16 protein-coding genes are annotated in these 14,962 nt (G+C 52.0%); 15 read left to right on the top strand and 1 reads right to left on the bottom strand.

Features of this window, described 5'->3' with window-relative positions:
* The first annotated feature begins 305 nt into the window (after positions 1 to 305).
* From IK012_RS04135 to IK012_RS04090, 10 genes are all read left to right on the top strand, one after another.
* Positions 306 to 920 carry a hypothetical protein gene (locus IK012_RS04135; RefSeq protein WP_290950915.1) on the top strand — a complete coding sequence of 205 codons (615 nt, stop codon included), beginning with the start codon at positions 306 to 308 and terminating at the stop codon, positions 918 to 920.
* An 86-nt stretch (positions 921 to 1,006) separates the two neighbouring features.
* A complete protein-coding gene (locus IK012_RS04130; RefSeq protein WP_290950911.1) occupies positions 1,007 to 1,561 on the top strand; it encodes a hypothetical protein in 555 nt (184 codons plus the stop codon).
* Positions 1,562 to 1,670: 109 nt separating this feature from the next.
* The gene (locus tag IK012_RS04125) at positions 1,671 to 2,549 is read left to right on the top strand and encodes a hypothetical protein (RefSeq protein WP_290950908.1); all 879 of its coding nucleotides are present in this window, start codon (positions 1,671 to 1,673) and stop codon (positions 2,547 to 2,549) included.
* Between the two features lie 115 nt (positions 2,550 to 2,664).
* Positions 2,665 to 4,518, top strand: coding sequence for an alpha-amylase/4-alpha-glucanotransferase domain-containing protein (locus tag IK012_RS04120; RefSeq protein WP_290950905.1), 1,854 nt, complete (start codon positions 2,665 to 2,667; stop codon positions 4,516 to 4,518).
* 3 nt (positions 4,519 to 4,521) lie between these two features.
* Entirely contained in the window at positions 4,522 to 5,211 is a 690-nt protein-coding gene (locus tag IK012_RS04115; protein WP_290950902.1) for a hypothetical protein, read from the top strand.
* Positions 5,201 to 5,893 (top strand): lytic transglycosylase domain-containing protein, encoded by a 693-nt coding sequence (locus IK012_RS04110; protein ID WP_290950900.1) that lies wholly within the window; start codon positions 5,201 to 5,203, stop codon positions 5,891 to 5,893. Before IK012_RS04115 ends, IK012_RS04110 begins: the two co-directional genes overlap by 11 nt.
* A gap of 83 nt (positions 5,894 to 5,976) precedes the next feature.
* On the top strand, positions 5,977 to 7,341 hold the full coding sequence (locus tag IK012_RS04105; RefSeq protein WP_290950897.1) for a TolC family protein: 1,365 nt from the start codon (positions 5,977 to 5,979) through the stop codon (positions 7,339 to 7,341).
* 12 nt (positions 7,342 to 7,353) lie between these two features.
* Entirely contained in the window at positions 7,354 to 7,932 is a 579-nt protein-coding gene (locus IK012_RS04100) for a phospholipid-binding protein MlaC (RefSeq protein WP_173383720.1), read from the top strand.
* On the top strand, positions 7,932 to 8,921 hold the full coding sequence (locus tag IK012_RS04095) for a hypothetical protein (RefSeq protein ID WP_290950894.1): 990 nt from the start codon (positions 7,932 to 7,934) through the stop codon (positions 8,919 to 8,921). Before IK012_RS04100 ends, IK012_RS04095 begins: the two co-directional genes overlap by 1 nt.
* Positions 8,921 to 9,631, top strand: a complete 711-nt coding sequence (locus IK012_RS04090; protein ID WP_173383718.1) for a pseudouridine synthase — start codon at positions 8,921 to 8,923, stop codon at positions 9,629 to 9,631. Before IK012_RS04095 ends, IK012_RS04090 begins: the two co-directional genes overlap by 1 nt.
* A 184-nt stretch (positions 9,632 to 9,815) precedes the next feature.
* Here the strand turns inward: IK012_RS04090 and IK012_RS04085 are convergent, their stop codons facing one another.
* Positions 9,816 to 10,163, bottom strand: coding sequence for an HU family DNA-binding protein (locus IK012_RS04085; RefSeq protein ID WP_173380211.1), 348 nt, complete (start codon positions 10,161 to 10,163; stop codon positions 9,816 to 9,818).
* A gap of 136 nt (positions 10,164 to 10,299) precedes the next feature.
* Here IK012_RS04085 and IK012_RS04080 point away from each other — a divergent pair, with 136 nt between their 5' ends.
* From IK012_RS04080 to IK012_RS04060, 5 genes are all read left to right on the top strand, one after another.
* Positions 10,300 to 11,496, top strand: coding sequence for a tRNA-dihydrouridine synthase (locus tag IK012_RS04080; RefSeq protein ID WP_290950888.1), 1,197 nt, complete (start codon positions 10,300 to 10,302; stop codon positions 11,494 to 11,496).
* A gap of 88 nt (positions 11,497 to 11,584) precedes the next feature.
* Entirely contained in the window at positions 11,585 to 12,412 is an 828-nt protein-coding gene (locus tag IK012_RS04075) for a TIGR02147 family protein (RefSeq protein ID WP_290950885.1), read from the top strand.
* Between the two features lie 17 nt (positions 12,413 to 12,429).
* On the top strand, positions 12,430 to 13,395 hold the full coding sequence (locus IK012_RS04070; RefSeq protein WP_290950882.1) for a hypothetical protein: 966 nt from the start codon (positions 12,430 to 12,432) through the stop codon (positions 13,393 to 13,395).
* A 55-nt stretch (positions 13,396 to 13,450) separates the two neighbouring features.
* Complete coding sequence (locus IK012_RS04065) at positions 13,451 to 13,672, top strand: hypothetical protein (RefSeq protein ID WP_290950877.1); 222 nt, start codon at positions 13,451 to 13,453, stop codon at positions 13,670 to 13,672.
* Positions 13,673 to 13,825: 153 nt separating this feature from the next.
* Positions 13,826 to 14,830 carry a hypothetical protein gene (locus IK012_RS04060; RefSeq protein ID WP_290950876.1) on the top strand — a complete coding sequence of 335 codons (1,005 nt, stop codon included), beginning with the start codon at positions 13,826 to 13,828 and terminating at the stop codon, positions 14,828 to 14,830.
* Positions 14,831 to 14,962 lie beyond the last annotated feature (132 nt).

The following is a 14,962-nucleotide window of genomic DNA, read 5'->3' as shown; positions in this document are numbered from 1 at the left end:
TATGCCAACTAGGCGAGCTATCGCCCTAGGCAACATACCCTCCTTGTGCAGGTCGAGGACTCTTTGCCATTCTTCTTCTGTGTGTATTTTTGTCATGCTAGCCTCTAAAGTTGTGTCTAACTTTTGGGGTTCACATCACAAGGGGGGCCATGTCCACATAAGCGCTGAAGCGCTAAGTGGCCAAAGGTCGCCTCCACGACCCGTCAGTACGAGTCGCTTGTCGCTCACTGCCCCTAGAGCTAAACCATCGAGTTTTTTATACATCGCCCGCGTCAACCCGCGGGCTTTTTTTGTATTTTGTATGTATGAATGCCTTGTGTAAGTACATAGTGCTGTTTTTGTTTTTGACTGCATTTGCTGAAGCCTCATCCCAATACCGTGACACGGTTTATGTAGAACAATATGGTGATTCATCTTCGATATTTATTTTTCGGGGATGCCGCGAAAATGTTGTTCGAACTCCTGGATATGTTCCAAGCAATGAAACACAGGGCCAGCTATTAGCCCATGTCTATGGTTCGGAACCTTTGAAAGACAGTACGGAAATATATCGTGATTGGGCTACTAGTTGTGATATGGTTAAAGCAGATCGAAATGTTGCTTGGCCCATTGTTGTTCTAGGTGCTCTTTATGGTGTTCCTGCAACTTATTTTGGAGCCCATTTGTTCTCCCGCGACTATGATTACAAGGTAACGAAAGGTTTAGGCTATGTGGGAGGTGGTATTTGGTTCGTGACAGGTGTAGCAGCTATTTTGGCAGGTGCTATTGCCATAGTTCCAGCTATAATGACGTTGTTTGATGAGAGTGGAGAAAAAGCGATAGAGTATCGGGATAAATCTAAAAAATGGGAACTCCGTGTCACTCCAACGGTAAAGCTCGATGAACCTGGTGGAGGCATGCTCTTGCAAGTGGGTTTCTAAACCCGCAATAAAACCCTGCGGGATTGTATGGCCGTCGGATTATGATTATATTCTAGGAAATTTTTGTCGATTCAAATGGAGGAAAAATGAAATTCAGAACTCTTACAATTCTTGTCCTTAGCTGTATCTTTTTCTACGGCTGTGCCGGCACTCTTCCTATGAAGGAGCCTGGAGAAAATAACGCCTTGGTTGTCATTCGCAGCGATGTAAGTGGTTCTTACTTCATGGGACTTGCGTTCAGCTTTTTTGGCGATGAGCCCTTGCAGTTTATTTTGAAGAGCAAGAATTCTGGCAAGGAATATGTATGCAGGCGCTTCAATGATAGGGTTTGCGTCGCCGCTAATATTCCGGCGGGTGAATACGAAGTGACTACCGCAAATTCTCCGCTCAAGCAGCCTATCGTAGGAATCCCTATCAAGGTTGAACTAGACAATCATAAGTTTGATCTTTCTGTAGAGCCAGATGTGAACTATGTGGGCAAATTCGTAGTCAAAACAAAGCAAGCTGGCTTTGTTCTTAAGGTTGCTTCTTGGGAAAGTCTAGCTTTGTCTAGCACAGACAAAGCGTTAATTGATGAAATTTTGGCAAAAAATGCCAAATCCGGCTGGAAAATGTCCTCGCCTGACGTTTCGCGCCATTAAGGATTTTGCTCCTGCATATGAGTTTCTAAACCCGCGATTCTAATTAATTATGTGGATTGCGAATAAATTAAGCGCTTGCTTTTCTTGTTGTTTGATTTTTTTTCTCCTTGTGGCATGTAACAGCGAGAAAAAAGAATTCCTTACTCCCAAGCAAGGCGAGGTGGTTCTAGATGTCATGACCGATAATTATTCCTTGAACGGTAAGATTATCGGTAAGACTTCTACTGATATCTCAGCAATTGATGATGTAATTGACAAGCCTCTTTATAAAGAAATATGTGCTTTAAGGGCTAAGGCTCAAGAAGAAGGTTTAAAAAACAACCTGCCTGCAGATGATTTTTTTAGTGCCAAGTTACATGTTGACGAAAAACTTTCTTACGGGGATTTCTATAAATCCCTTGCTTCAATGAGGTCTTGTGGTTACGCGGGTTACAAGCTTGCGATTGGATCAAATTATAAGGATGTTTTTCGTTTGAATTATCCTATATGTACAAATCCAATGCTTAATTCATGCGCCTCTTTTATCAGTGAAATGAAATCGTTAAGATTGAAAAAATTGAGTAATCACCAAAAGTTGTTGCTTGAAGAAATGTTGGATAAAGACGTTGAAGAAAGAAAAAAACAAATAGAGTGTGTTAAAGATTATACTCCTTTAGATTTGGTGCTGTATTATTATCACGAAAATGATGGCTGTGCTTATCTAGTTAGTTTAAATGAAACGAAATTGAATAATGATAGTTTGTTTCAGGGGTATAACTATTATACCTTCTATAACGAAACTGAATTGTGGAAATTCATAGAAAATCTTCGTTCAAAAATGAAACCGCAAATTAACGATCGTCGGAACAAGCGTCCTGCATTATTTGATGGCCGAAATGAAATTGATTTTGTTTTAAAAAAAGAAATGTTAATGAAAGATATCGCTCCCATAATCAAAAAATTGACTTCTTACGGTTATAAGATTAGTTTTGCCCAAATAGGTGGGTAATCTGGGTTTTTGAGGGCGGAGGCCTTAGGATTGTAATTCCAAATTTGCCTCCCGATACCCGTATTTCCAGTAACTAGTAACTGATAACTAGTTACTTTTTTCTATCCTTAACAACATGAAGCCGACAATATCTTTTGTCCTGCAGCTTTCGCCATCGACGGCCTACGAGAATCTCGAGGCGGTAGCTCGCAATTTGCTTGACGGACTTGACGTGCTGCTGAATTCGGGACTGGTCAAGTGCTCGGTGTTCATGGACGGCCCGACGCTCAGGATGCTCCGCAAGGTGGCGAAGCCGCTCGCATTCGGAAAGATAAAGAACGGCATCCGCGAGGGCGTTTTGGAATTCCTTGGCGGAGGTTTCTATGATCCGATGCTCCCGCTGTTCCCGGAAGAGACGCAGTCCTTGCAGTTGGATCTCCATCGCGATATCCTCAAGAAGTTTTTTGACATAGAGCCGCAGGGCTACTTCAATTCCTCGTTCGTGTGGGAAATGGGCATGACCGCCGTGCTCGAAAAATCGGGATTCGATTACGCGCTCGTGAGCGAGGCCGCCGTGCAGGCGACTGTCGGGCGTTCGACTCCGGTATCCGGCTGGTTTACCATAGAAGACAAGGGCTCGTTGATGCGCATCGTGCCTGTGGCCGACACGCTTACCCGAGCCATCGAGAGCGACGACCTGCGCTGGCGGGTGATTGCGGAATCGTATTGCCATGGCGGAAAGTCCGCGGTGGTGGTGCTCGACCTGCCTCCCAACTCGGAAGAGATTGTCTCGTTCTTCGAACGCCTGGTGGATTTTGTCGAAACGAACGATTTGCAGACGTGGCCCGTAGGCTACCTGATCAACCAGCTTCCGCCGGAAGGTTCGCTGAGTTACCTGATGTCGGCCGGCAGAAAACTCGGGCTCCCCGCTTCGGCGATGACATGTCGCGAGACGCTCGTGCGCAGGCCCGAAATCAACCTGTTCCAGAAATCGTTCCTGAATTTATACCGCCGTGGCCGCGCTACTCTTGAAGGCAGGGACTTCGATGAATTCTGCGAAGCGCTGATGCCCGCCATGTCGCCGATTTTTTTCCGCGACCTGGGAAATGCGGAAGGCATGCGCTGCATGAATGTGCGTGACTGGGGCTTCCGTTACCTGGCCGCTGCGTCGCATTTGCTTGATTCAAAGCTTTCGTTCGACGGAGTCCGCATGGAAGTCTGCGACTACCTGCTGCAGGGCCGCAAGCAGATCTGGGCCGGGAATAGCGATATCATGTTCCTGCTCGATTACCATGCGGGCGGTGCGCTACGCGCCTTCTGCCACAAGGATACCGAGGTCAACTTGCTCAATGCCTGGCGCGACGATGCCGAACCTTCGTTCGGGTTCCTCGACTGCCTGCTGCCGAACGCCGACTTGACCGCTTCGCAGATAGACCAGGCGCTTTCGATGCGCGAATACCTGCTGAAGGACCCGTACGAGTACCGCATCAAGCGCAGCGATTCCGGCGCGGAGATTGAGCTTTTGGAAGAACAGGGCTTTGCCGTTGGCTCGAAGCGCGGGGTGTTCCACGTCGCGAAGACGTTCGGCCTGAAGACCTCGTCGTCGGAACTCACGGTCGATTACCGGATAGAGAATTCCACGTACATGGATTCACGCTGCTTCTTCGGCACGATATTTGAATTCGGCCTGCTCGGCAAGGATTCGGGCCGGATCATCATAGACGGTTTTGACCTGAAATGGGACGGGAAGAATCCCGTGGTCTATCCGGAAGCAAGCAAGATCGTGATTCACGATTATGGTCGTGGATGCGTCGTCACGATGAAGTTCGCCACGCCCGCAGCCGTATTCGTGGGGGCGATTTTCGGGGCTTCGTCTTCGGCCGCTCCCGAGATGTACCAGGGCGTGCGCGTCTATCCCTTCTGGCGTACGGCGCTCACCGTCGCCGACGAAAAGAAGTTCAGGGTGACCATATCGGTTGCGAAGGGGTGATGCGTGAGAGCCGACCTTATTGACATCCAGGTGGAAGACCGCGGCGACGACGTGGAGATAACCCTCTCCGGTTCGCTCGGGTCGTACCAGCTTGCCGCTGTCCGCGAAAAGATTGAGATGCTTACCGAGGGGCCGGGTTGCTTTGTGTACCTGAACCTGCAGCGTGCGCATTTCAAGGTGAACGATTATCTGGACCTCTTCCTCGAGCTCCTGAACAAGATGCATGCGCGGAAATCGAAGCTCGTGCTCATATTCGATAGCGAGGAGCAGGATGAATATTTCGCGAGGTACAGGAATATTTTTGAGATATACCCGAGCCGCGAGGCCTACAAGGATTCGGGTATTTCGAAACAGCTCCAGCAGATAGGCGTGTATTACACGTCCAAAACGGGCGTGCGCCTTAGTCCGACCGTCGCGATAACCCTTGCCCTGCTGATTCTCGGATGGGCTATTACTTTGTTCTTCATCATCGCGGCGCAGGGGCGTGACATTGCCGATAAGCAGGCGCAGATAATTGCGCTCCAGGCCCAGAAGGACAGGTACGTGCACGAAATCGACCGTCTGGAATCGTCCATCGGTCCGCTCCGCAAGCTGGGCGTTGTGCAAGATACGACAATGCTCAGTTCCTTCGGCGTAATCCAGGACTGGGTCTCGTATCTCGAATACCTGGAGAACGACCGCCGTGAAAAGTAGCGTGCGGATTTCCGGCCCGGTTATCACCGTCGCATTTATCGCCTCGTTCATCGCGATACTCGTGTTCGCGAATTTTTGGCTCGTGCGGAAGAACGAACTCTCGGCGCTCGCGGAGCAGGAACTCGCCCTGCGCAGCGACTTGCAGCGCCTTGACACGTGGGGGCGCTGGACCATAGAGTACGTGAAGATTGACAAGGCGCTCGCGTACCTTTCGAAGGGTCGCATTCCCCCGGAGACGCGCACGGAGCTCACGGAACTGATCTGGAAGAACGCGCATTCGTATTCGACGGACCCGCTTTTGATTCTTGCCGTCGTGGCACAGGAGAGCCGCGGCAATCCCAACGCCCGCGGTCGCAAGCAGTCGGGGGCATTTTCGGGCGCACTCGGGTTGATGCAGATAAAGCTCGAGACCGCGCAGAAGATGGGCCACCGGTTCGGTCTCAACATCCAGACGACGGAAGACTTGATGAAGCCCGAAGTGAACGTGATTGTCGGTACCGCTTACCTTATCCGACTTATCGCGAAGTACGGGAACTGGAAGGATGCGCTCATCGCCTACAACATCGGGCATTCCGCTGTGGACCGGATGCGGGAACTGAACCGCCCGTTGCCTACGGCGTATTATGAGAACGTGATGGCGAAGTATCGGGCGCTCTCGCAGATAGACTTCTTGGCCGACTAATTCATATTCTTCTGATTAACCGCCAATATTTGCCGATTGCTGACAGACGGTCTAGGCCTTTTTTTTGCTAGATTTAATATAGTATGTTGCGCTTTGTAGCAGTCTTTTTTGCGGTGACTTTGACCTTTGCCGGCGAAGTCCGTTATGATTGTATTCATTTTGTGGAAGAAGGCCTCTCGAAGGACCCGCTGCTTGCCGAAGCGCGTTTTGGCGCTCGCGAAAAGAAGGAAAAGCTCGATGCGCTCACGTCGGAGGTCATTCTCCCGACGTTCTACATTTCGACGATGGTCGGCCCCGCTCCCGGTTTGAAGGAATCCGTGGACAACTGGGGCGATTCCGTGGACGTGTACGACTTTACTAAGATGGGCCCGTTCTGGGGTGTCGAGGGTAAGTTCATCCAGCCGCTCAATTTCGGACAGTATCGTTCTGGCAAGATGGCCCTGGAAGCGGACCTGAAGCAGAAATCGCTCGGTATCGAGCAGGAAATCCACAAGAAGGACGTGGAGCTGCAGACTTACTACTACAATTACCTGCTCGCCAAGGAAATGCGGCGGCTTGCCGGCGATGCGCAGAAGCAGGTGGACCGCGCTTACGAACAGCTCGAGGAGGCCCTCGACGACGACGACCCGAATGTTTCGCAGATGGACCTGTTGAACCTGAAGGCGAAAATGTATTCGGTGAAGGAAGGCGTGACCGAGGCTGAACTGGGAATGAAGCGCGTGCAGCTGGCGATTCGCTTTTCGCTCGGGCTTCCCGAAGAAGATGTTTTTGTCGCGGAGGATTCCAGCCTCACGGCTAGGCCCGAACCGCTCCTGACGCTCGACGAGGTACGCAACAATACGGTGAAGTTCCACCCCGAACTCAAGCAGCTTGCCGCTGGGCTTACGGCCCGCAAGCTCCAGATGGATTTGGCCGAGGCGAAGCTTGCTCCCGAGTTCTTTATCATGGGCAAGTTCGAATACGTGAAGAGCTGGGCGGGCAACCGCAAGGTGATGCTGAAGAACGCCTTCGCCGAAGACGCGGTGAACAAGCTTTCGGGATATCTCGGTATCGGATTGCGTTACCGCCTGAACTTCTGGAAGGACTGGTCCGCGTTCCGCCTTGCGCGCACGGAATACCATGGCCTGCAGATGAAGGAAGACTATGCTGCCGTGGGCCTCATGGCCAAGGCCGAGGAACAGTATTACCAGGTTGTCGCTGCGAAAGAGAAGATGGACGCCCTCAAGGAGAGCCTGCGCGCGTCCGAGGCGATCCTGAAAGGTGCCGCGATGCAGTACGATTTGGACAAGTCCAAGACGGGCGACCTGGTCTCGGCGTATACGCAGAATGTATCTTTGCAGAAGGACTACTATTTCGCGGTCTGCAAGTATAACGTAGAATTTGCTCAGCTTGTGTCCAAGATGGGCATGTCGCTCAAGGAATTCCACCAGGAATACATGGGTAAATAAAAGGAGATGTGTATGATTAGGAAGATGTTTGTTCTGCTTTCGCTTGCCTCCGTGCTGGCCTTTGCCGCCGAAGACCCCGTAAATGCAGTGAAGAAGAAGGATGCGGAACTCCAGACGCTCCTCAAGAAGTCTAGCCGCAACGCGAAGGAGACGGAACGCGTCAAGTCGCTCCTGAGTGATTCCTTCGATTTCGCGCTCCTGGCGAAGAAGTCGCTTTCGAAGGGCGACTGGGAAAAGCAGGATGCCGCTTCGCAGGAAAAGTTCGTCGCGGAATTCCAGCGCATGGTCCGCAATTCGAGCGCCAAGAGGCTTGAACTCTACCGTGCCGATTCTACGGTGTACGAACCCGCGAAGATGAAGGGCTCTGACGAGGCCCGCGTGGTGGCTCACCTCTGGAACAAGGGCAAGGAATCTGTGCTCGAGTACAAGATGAGCCTCGTGAACGGCAACTGGAAGGCGTGGGACCTGGTGATCGACGATCTTTCGACCGCACGCAACTACAAGGAACAGTTCGGCCAGATCTTGAAGACCAAGAGCTTTGCCGAGCTGATTGACATTATCAGCAAGAAGGCTGACGAAGCCGAGAAGTAATGGGCGGATTCCTCTTCTGGCTTACAGTCGTCCTTTGCGTAATAGCGCTGGTTCTGCTGTTTTTCCCGTTCCGGTTCAGGATTGAATTCGAGGCGGGCGAACGCGGATGCCGGGCGCTGTTTTTCTTTTTTGGAAAGAAGCTCTGGACGGGCGAGAAGAAGTGGGGAAAGAATACCAAGGAATCAGGCGAAGGTGCTGGTGAGGCCCGCGCGGATTATTTAGATGGCGACAGTTCGGACAAGGATGTGGATGATGCCGCATCGGAAGGTGCCGAACCGGAATTCGTGGCGACGGCGCCTATAAGGCCCGCCGAAAAGATGACTGCTCCGGCGGAAGAACAACCCTCCGCTCCGCCCGTAACGCCTGCTGTGGAAGAAACGCCGGCTGTAGAAGAAGAGCCTAAAGAAGCGTCTAAAGAAGAGTCTAAAGAAGCGTCTAAAGAAGCGCCCGTAGCCCCGGTGGCGATTGCTGAGGCGCCGAGTGTCGAAGATAAGCCTGAAGCCCCCGAGGATTCCTCGGAACCCGAAAAAAAGGAAAAGCCCAAGCTCACGGACGAACAGTTCTGGACGATTATCCTTACGCCCGATTTGGATGAGCGCGCGTTTCGCTATGTGAAAAGTTTGCTCGGTATTGTGGTCCGGTTGTTCAACATAAAGTTCGTGGACTGCTTTGTCGAGGGTATCCGCGGCGATTACGAGACTATGGGTTACGGTGCCGCGCTGAATGGCGTTTTCAAGGGCTTCCCGTACCTGAGGGCGTGGGATTTCAGGATGGACTGGTGCCGTGACCGCGAACTGCGTGCGCAGGGCGCTATTCATGCCCGTACGAACCTGTGCCGCTTCTTTTATTTGCTGCTGATGACGCTCGTGTATGCCGGAATCCTGTTCCTGCTGTTCTGGCGCAGGCGTGCCCGCGTGCTCAAGACCGGCGAGCTGCCGGAACTCGGTTTTATCCGCAAGAAGATTGTCGGCTGGATGGTGGAGGATTAATGCCTGCTTTGACTTTGGACCGCCTGTTGGCGAGTATAGGTTTCGGGAGCCGCAAGGAAGCGCGTGCCCTGGTTCGCATGGGTTTTGTGGAACTGGACGGGAAGGTCCTGGACGACCCGTTCATGGAGTTCGCTCAGCGCCCCGAATGCATTACCGTGAACGGCGAGGAAGTCACTACGCAGGAAAAGCTCTACGTGATGCTCCACAAGCCCGTCGACGCCGAGTGCAGCCACAACCCGCGTGACCACGAATCGGTTTATTCGCTGTTGCCGGATCGCTTTACCGCGATGGGCATACAGAGCGTGGGCCGCCTGGATGCGGACTCCGAGGGCCTTTTGCTGCTGAGCAACCAGGGCGACTTTATCCACAGGGTCGAGAGCCCCAAGAAGGGCATGCTCAAGTATTACCGCGTGGGCCTCGCGCGCCCGTTTACCGCGGAACAGGAGGCTGAACTCCTGAAGGGCGTGATGCTCAAGGATGAACGCCGCCCGGTGCTTGCCCGCGAAATCCGGGCAGAGGGCGATACCGTGGTGATTGCGATTGGCGAGGGACTGTACCACCAGGTCCGCCGCATGTTTGCCGCCGTGGGGAACCACGTGATGACGCTGCGCCGCGAAGCGATTGGACCTGTGGCGCTGGATGAGACGCTGGGAAAAGGCGGTTGGCGCTTCTTGACCGACGACGAAGTCGCCTCGCTGATGGGTTCTTAAAAATAAACTTCGTGATAGTTCGGCTTCCGAACTCTCGACGAACAAGTAGTACGCCTTCGGTCCTGTGGCCACGCTCTGCTCGTTTCTAGCTTCGGCTTGGGATGCTTTTTTGAATTTCTACTGTCTCAAAAACAAGAAACCCTCCGCATAGCGGAGGATTTTGCAAAAAATGGGTACAGGGAGACTAGATCTCGGATTCGATCGCGACTTCTTCGGGTTCTTCGACGGCTTCGCCGATGACACCTTCGAGGGCGTTGATCTTGTCCTTGATGTCGTTGCTGAACTTGAAGGTGGGCACCATGCGTTCTTCGATCTGCACCGTTTCGCCGGTACGCGGGTTGCGCGCGGGACGGGCCTTGCGGGGCTTGCAGGCGAAAGTGCCAAAGCCGCGGATCTCGATGGTGTTGCCTTCGATAAGCTTCTCGCCGACCAGGTCGAGGAACTGCTCGACGACGGTCTTGATATCGTTTCGCACAAATCCGGTGGACTTGGCGATCTCTTGAATAAGGGCTTGTTTTGTTATATTGGGCACGACTTCAATCTTGGTTGATAGAATTGTTGACGACTTAAATATAAGTTTAACAAAGAGTTAGCGGGTAACCTAGATGAAAATTAAATTTTTTTTTCGGGCTCTCGTTGCGGACAATGTGTGAATAATTGTGGTTTAAATGTTGAAAACTGTTGAAAGTTCAAAAAAAGCCGAAAAGCCCGCCCGGATATCGTTCCGGCTGCGGGGTTTGGAAGTGTTCCCGAATACGATACTGTCCCCGATGGACGGGGTGACGGATGCGCCGTTCCGCAGGCTGTGCCGCGTGCTTTCTGGGAACCGGATGGGCCTCCTGGTGTCGGAGTTCGTGCCGACGGACGGTGATGCGGTTTTTAATTTGGACGGACACCGGCAGCTCCGGTTCTTTCCGGAAGAGAGGCCCTTCGGGGTGCAGATTTTCGGGCGCTTTCCCGACAAGATGGCGGCCGCGGCGAAGAAGATCGCGGTGGCGCTGAAGCCCGATTTTATCGAGGTGAACGCGGGATGCCCGGCGCCGAAGGTGGCGGGCAAGGGGAGCGGCTCGGGCCTGCTCCGGGACCTGCCTCGCCTGCAGGAGATTTTGCACGAGGTGCGCGCGACTCTCGATACCTGCGGGGTCGACATGCCCCTCACGCTCAAGTGCCGCATCGGCTGGGATTCCGAAAGCATCAACGTGATGGAGACCCTCCGGATTGCCGAGGGCGAAGGCGTGGAGATGCTCACGGTGCATGGCCGTACCCGCTTGCAGGGGTACAACGGCCTTGCCGACTGGGACTGGATCGGCAAGGTCGCGGCCGCGGCCAAGATTCCGGTAATCGGCAACGGCGATGTGAACAGCGTGGATGTCGCCCGCGAGCGTATCAACAACTACGGCGTAGACGGCGTGTCGATCGGCCGCGGCGCCATGCACAATCCCTGGATATTCGGGCAGATTGCCGACGCGTGGGAAGGCAAGCCCGCGCACGAAATTACCGCGGTCGAGGCGCTCGACGTGTTCCCGCTTTATTACGGGTTCAAGATTGAGGACGGCAGTACCGACAAGGGCGCCGAAGGCAGGCTGAAGCAGCTTGCCGCGAGACTCTGCAAGGGATTCTGCTTGGACGAGAGAGACTGCGGTGTGACGCGGTGTGACGATGCTGCGAACGGTGCGGATGATGTCGCGATGCAGGTGCGTCAGGCGCTCCTCTCGAGTACGTGTGCCGCAGAACTTCTTGATCGCGCGCAGTCCCTCAAGGAAGGCTTGGCGAAGGATTTGAAATTCGATCCCGACCGTCTCGTGAACCTGAATGGAGCGAAAGAAACTGAGCTGAAGTTTGGCGACCAGTTCAAGGGTCGTTAGTCCATAATCACAAAATGTACTCAAAAAAAATCTCAAATTTTTACGAAAATGTCTTGACTTTGAGTCAAAATTTGAGTACATTTAGGACATGGATAAAATTATTGACATATTTCAGTTCACAAATTTCCGCAAGTACCTGGACGAGTACCAGGCGGCCCGCGTGTTGACAGACCCTGATTTTACAAGGGCTGGGGCATGTGTGCTGCTGGGGCTCCCCAAGACTCGCAGCTACTATAACGACATCGTCAAGGGTAAAAAACTTTCCAGTCGCATGATTCCCAAGTTTGTTGATGTGCTTGGCCTGAACAAAAAAGAGGCAAGGTATTTTGAAACTCTGGTGAATCTGGACCAGGCGAAGACCGCGACGGAACGGAACGCTTTTTTCGAGGAACTGCTGAAACAGCATCCGGATTCCCACCGCATCCTGAACGAAGACGCCTACGAATATTACAACCACTGGTATAACAGCGTGCTGTTTACGGCGTTGGAAGTCGTGGATGTTTCGGACGACCTTGAACCCGTCCAGAAACTGATTTTCCCGAAGGTTTCCGTGGGTACCCTGAAACGTTCCCTGGAATTGCTGGAACGCCTTGGTTTTGTTCGGAAGAACGAAGACGGCTTCTGGAAAAGTTGCCGTGAGTCGGTAAGCAGCGGTGCCTATAACAACAGCGATCTGGTTCGCCAGTATCAGTTGCAGTGCTTCGAACTTTCCAAGCAGGCGTTACTTGCGAATAATGAGAATCCGTCGGATATGGGAACGTTTACTTTCAGCGTTTCCGATGACGCATTCAAGGCGATAGCCAAGGAAATCCAGGGCCTGAAGGCCAGGGTGCGCAAGATTATTGCGCAGGACAGAAAAAAGGCGACTGGGGTCCACCAGTTGAACATTCATTTATTCACAAATTTGAAAAAGTAAGTTAAGGAGAAATCGATATGTTTATTAAGAAGTTGACAAAGACGGGCCTCGCGTTTGCGGTCCTTGGCATCGGAATGTTCGTCGGCTGTGGCGGCGACAATGGCAGTACTGCTTCGACATCTAGCGAAACGAATTCGGGAATTCCCATTGCGGATTTGGATACGTCGCTTGTTCGATGGAATGTTGTCGAAGGCGACCCCTGCAGTGATCTCTTGGATGAAGCTCATGTATTGGCCAAGAAAACATATGCAAGCGGTCTCGGTAGGAGTATGTGCGGAGCGTATGTGGATATCTATATGTACATGAACGCGAGAGTCCGGGTGGTGGATGCTGCGGGTAATCCTGTGGTGGGAGCGGATGTCTATGAAGGCAGGTGTGCCTATGGTGATGAAGGTTGCCATTATACTACGGACAGGGATGGCTATATCTATCTGGATAGCGTAAACTACTTGACCTATTTGGAAAAATATGAAGGAGCCTTGGAGGAATTGGGATCGAATAAGGCCTATGAATCTCGCTATGAGGAATTGCAGTTGCGTGTAATTTCTGCGGATTCTAGCCTTGGCGCCAATGTGTTCTCCTATTTTGCCCGCGCCCGTGTCGTGATGATAGATGAGGAACCCGTGGCCGAATTGCAGAAGATTGTCGTGGAGCCGGTGTATTCGGCAAAACTGTACCTGGATTCTATCTATTTGCCTGAAGAAGATGAATGGTACCACGATAGGCTGAATGAAACCATCGCGGAAGCTGGTTTTGGCATTTGCGTACAAGTGGAAGATGGAAGCTTGTCGCGTCACTATGAAAGGGATGGCCTCCCTTATGATTTCTATCCCTGCCAGATGGTGACTGAAGAGGACAAGAAGAACGGGTTTGTCTATGTATATGGATTGCCCGAGGGAAATTATGAATTTGCGATTGGATCGCCGAATTCGCAATTAGGTATGGGGTGTTTTTCCCTTGAGGTTTCTCGCCCGGCAGAATAACGGGATGGGAATACATTTGATACACTAATTCGTTTTCGATTATAAGGACTGCGGTGTGACGCGGTGTGACGATGCTGTGAACGGTGCGGATGATGTCGCGATGCAGGTGCGTCAGGCGTTCCTCTCGAGTACGTGTGCCGCAGAACTTCTTGATCGCGCGCAGTCCCTCAAGGAAGGCTTGGCGAAGGATTTGAAATTCGATCCCGACCGTCTCGTGAACCTGAATGGAGCCAAGGAAACAGAACTCAAGTTCGGAGACCAGTTCAAGGGCCGGTAATGTTGTTTGTGCTGTAAAAAAGGCATATATGAAACGCTTCAGTTAGCTTTTGTATGCGCCCCTCTAAAGAAGGCAATTTTTCTTCATTTTTCTTGGCATAGCCCTTCTATATTTAAGTATATTTAAGACAAGTTATTAAAGAAGGAGGCTATCTTGAATATTTCCCGTTATCTGTTTTCTGGCGGCGCCTCGGTGGCGCTTTGTCTTGCCTTTATTGCCTGTGGCGATGAAGTCTACGATCCCTATTCATTCGATTACGATATGCCGGGAGAGCCTATCGCGAAGGTCGATACGTCTCTGCTCCGCAAAGACGTTCATGAGGGAGGCGGCTCTGGATGTGGCGACTTTCTGCCGGGAGACTCGCTCGCTGAATACGGCCTTGCCGCACAATCTGCACGCGCGCTGGCAAAGAAATACGCCTACGGGTTTGACGAAGACGAATACGTTGTCCGGCCCAGTTGTGGCGGAGGGGCATACAGGGATATCCACTTGTATATAAATTCACGTATCCGCGTGCTGGATCCTGAGGGAAACCCGATGGCAGGGGCGAAGGTCTACGAAGGCCGCTGCACTTATGACGATGAAAGTTGCCAGTATGTAACGGATGCCGATGGCTATGTTTATATCGACAGCGTAAACTTCCTTTCGTATTGGGAAAAGTACGAGGGCGCTCTGGAAGAACTCGGAGAGAAGAAGGCCTTTTCGCATACTTACGAAGAATTGCAACTGCGGGCGATTTCTGCGGATTCAAACTATGGCGCCAACATCTATACGAGCTATTCCAAAGCCAACTTCGTGGAAATCGACGGTGAGCAAATTGCCGAACTCCGGCCCATCGCCTTGGAACCCGTGTACACGACGAAACTTTATCTGGATTCCATTCATGTGCTGGGTAGTGAGGGCGCGGAAGAATTTATCGAGAGGAATGGCTTCGGCATTTGCGTGAATGTGAAGCATGCTTCCGATATATATGTCTATGCTGAAGAAATTTTGCCGTCGCATTTTTACCCCTGCCAGATGGTGACCGAAGAAGACAAGAAGAACGGCTACGTCATGGTCTACGGGCTCCCCGAGAATGTCTACTGGATTTCCATTGGCAATCCGGATGGCTGGATGACCATGGGCCGCGACTCCCTGGTGGTAAAGCGCCCGAACTAAAGACCTTGTCCAGAACGTTGCCGTATTTATATATATTTCGGTAAAAGAGGTATATATGGCGATGAAACTGGTTTCTTTTGCGGCGCTGACCGCATTGGCTATTCCTGCGCTTGCCGCACAGAACGTGGTGGT

The organism is Fibrobacter sp. (genome assembly GCF_017551775.1).
Classification (GTDB): Bacteria; Fibrobacterota; Fibrobacteria; order Fibrobacterales; family Fibrobacteraceae; genus Fibrobacter.
This window is presented reverse-complemented; position numbering and strand designations above follow the sequence as displayed.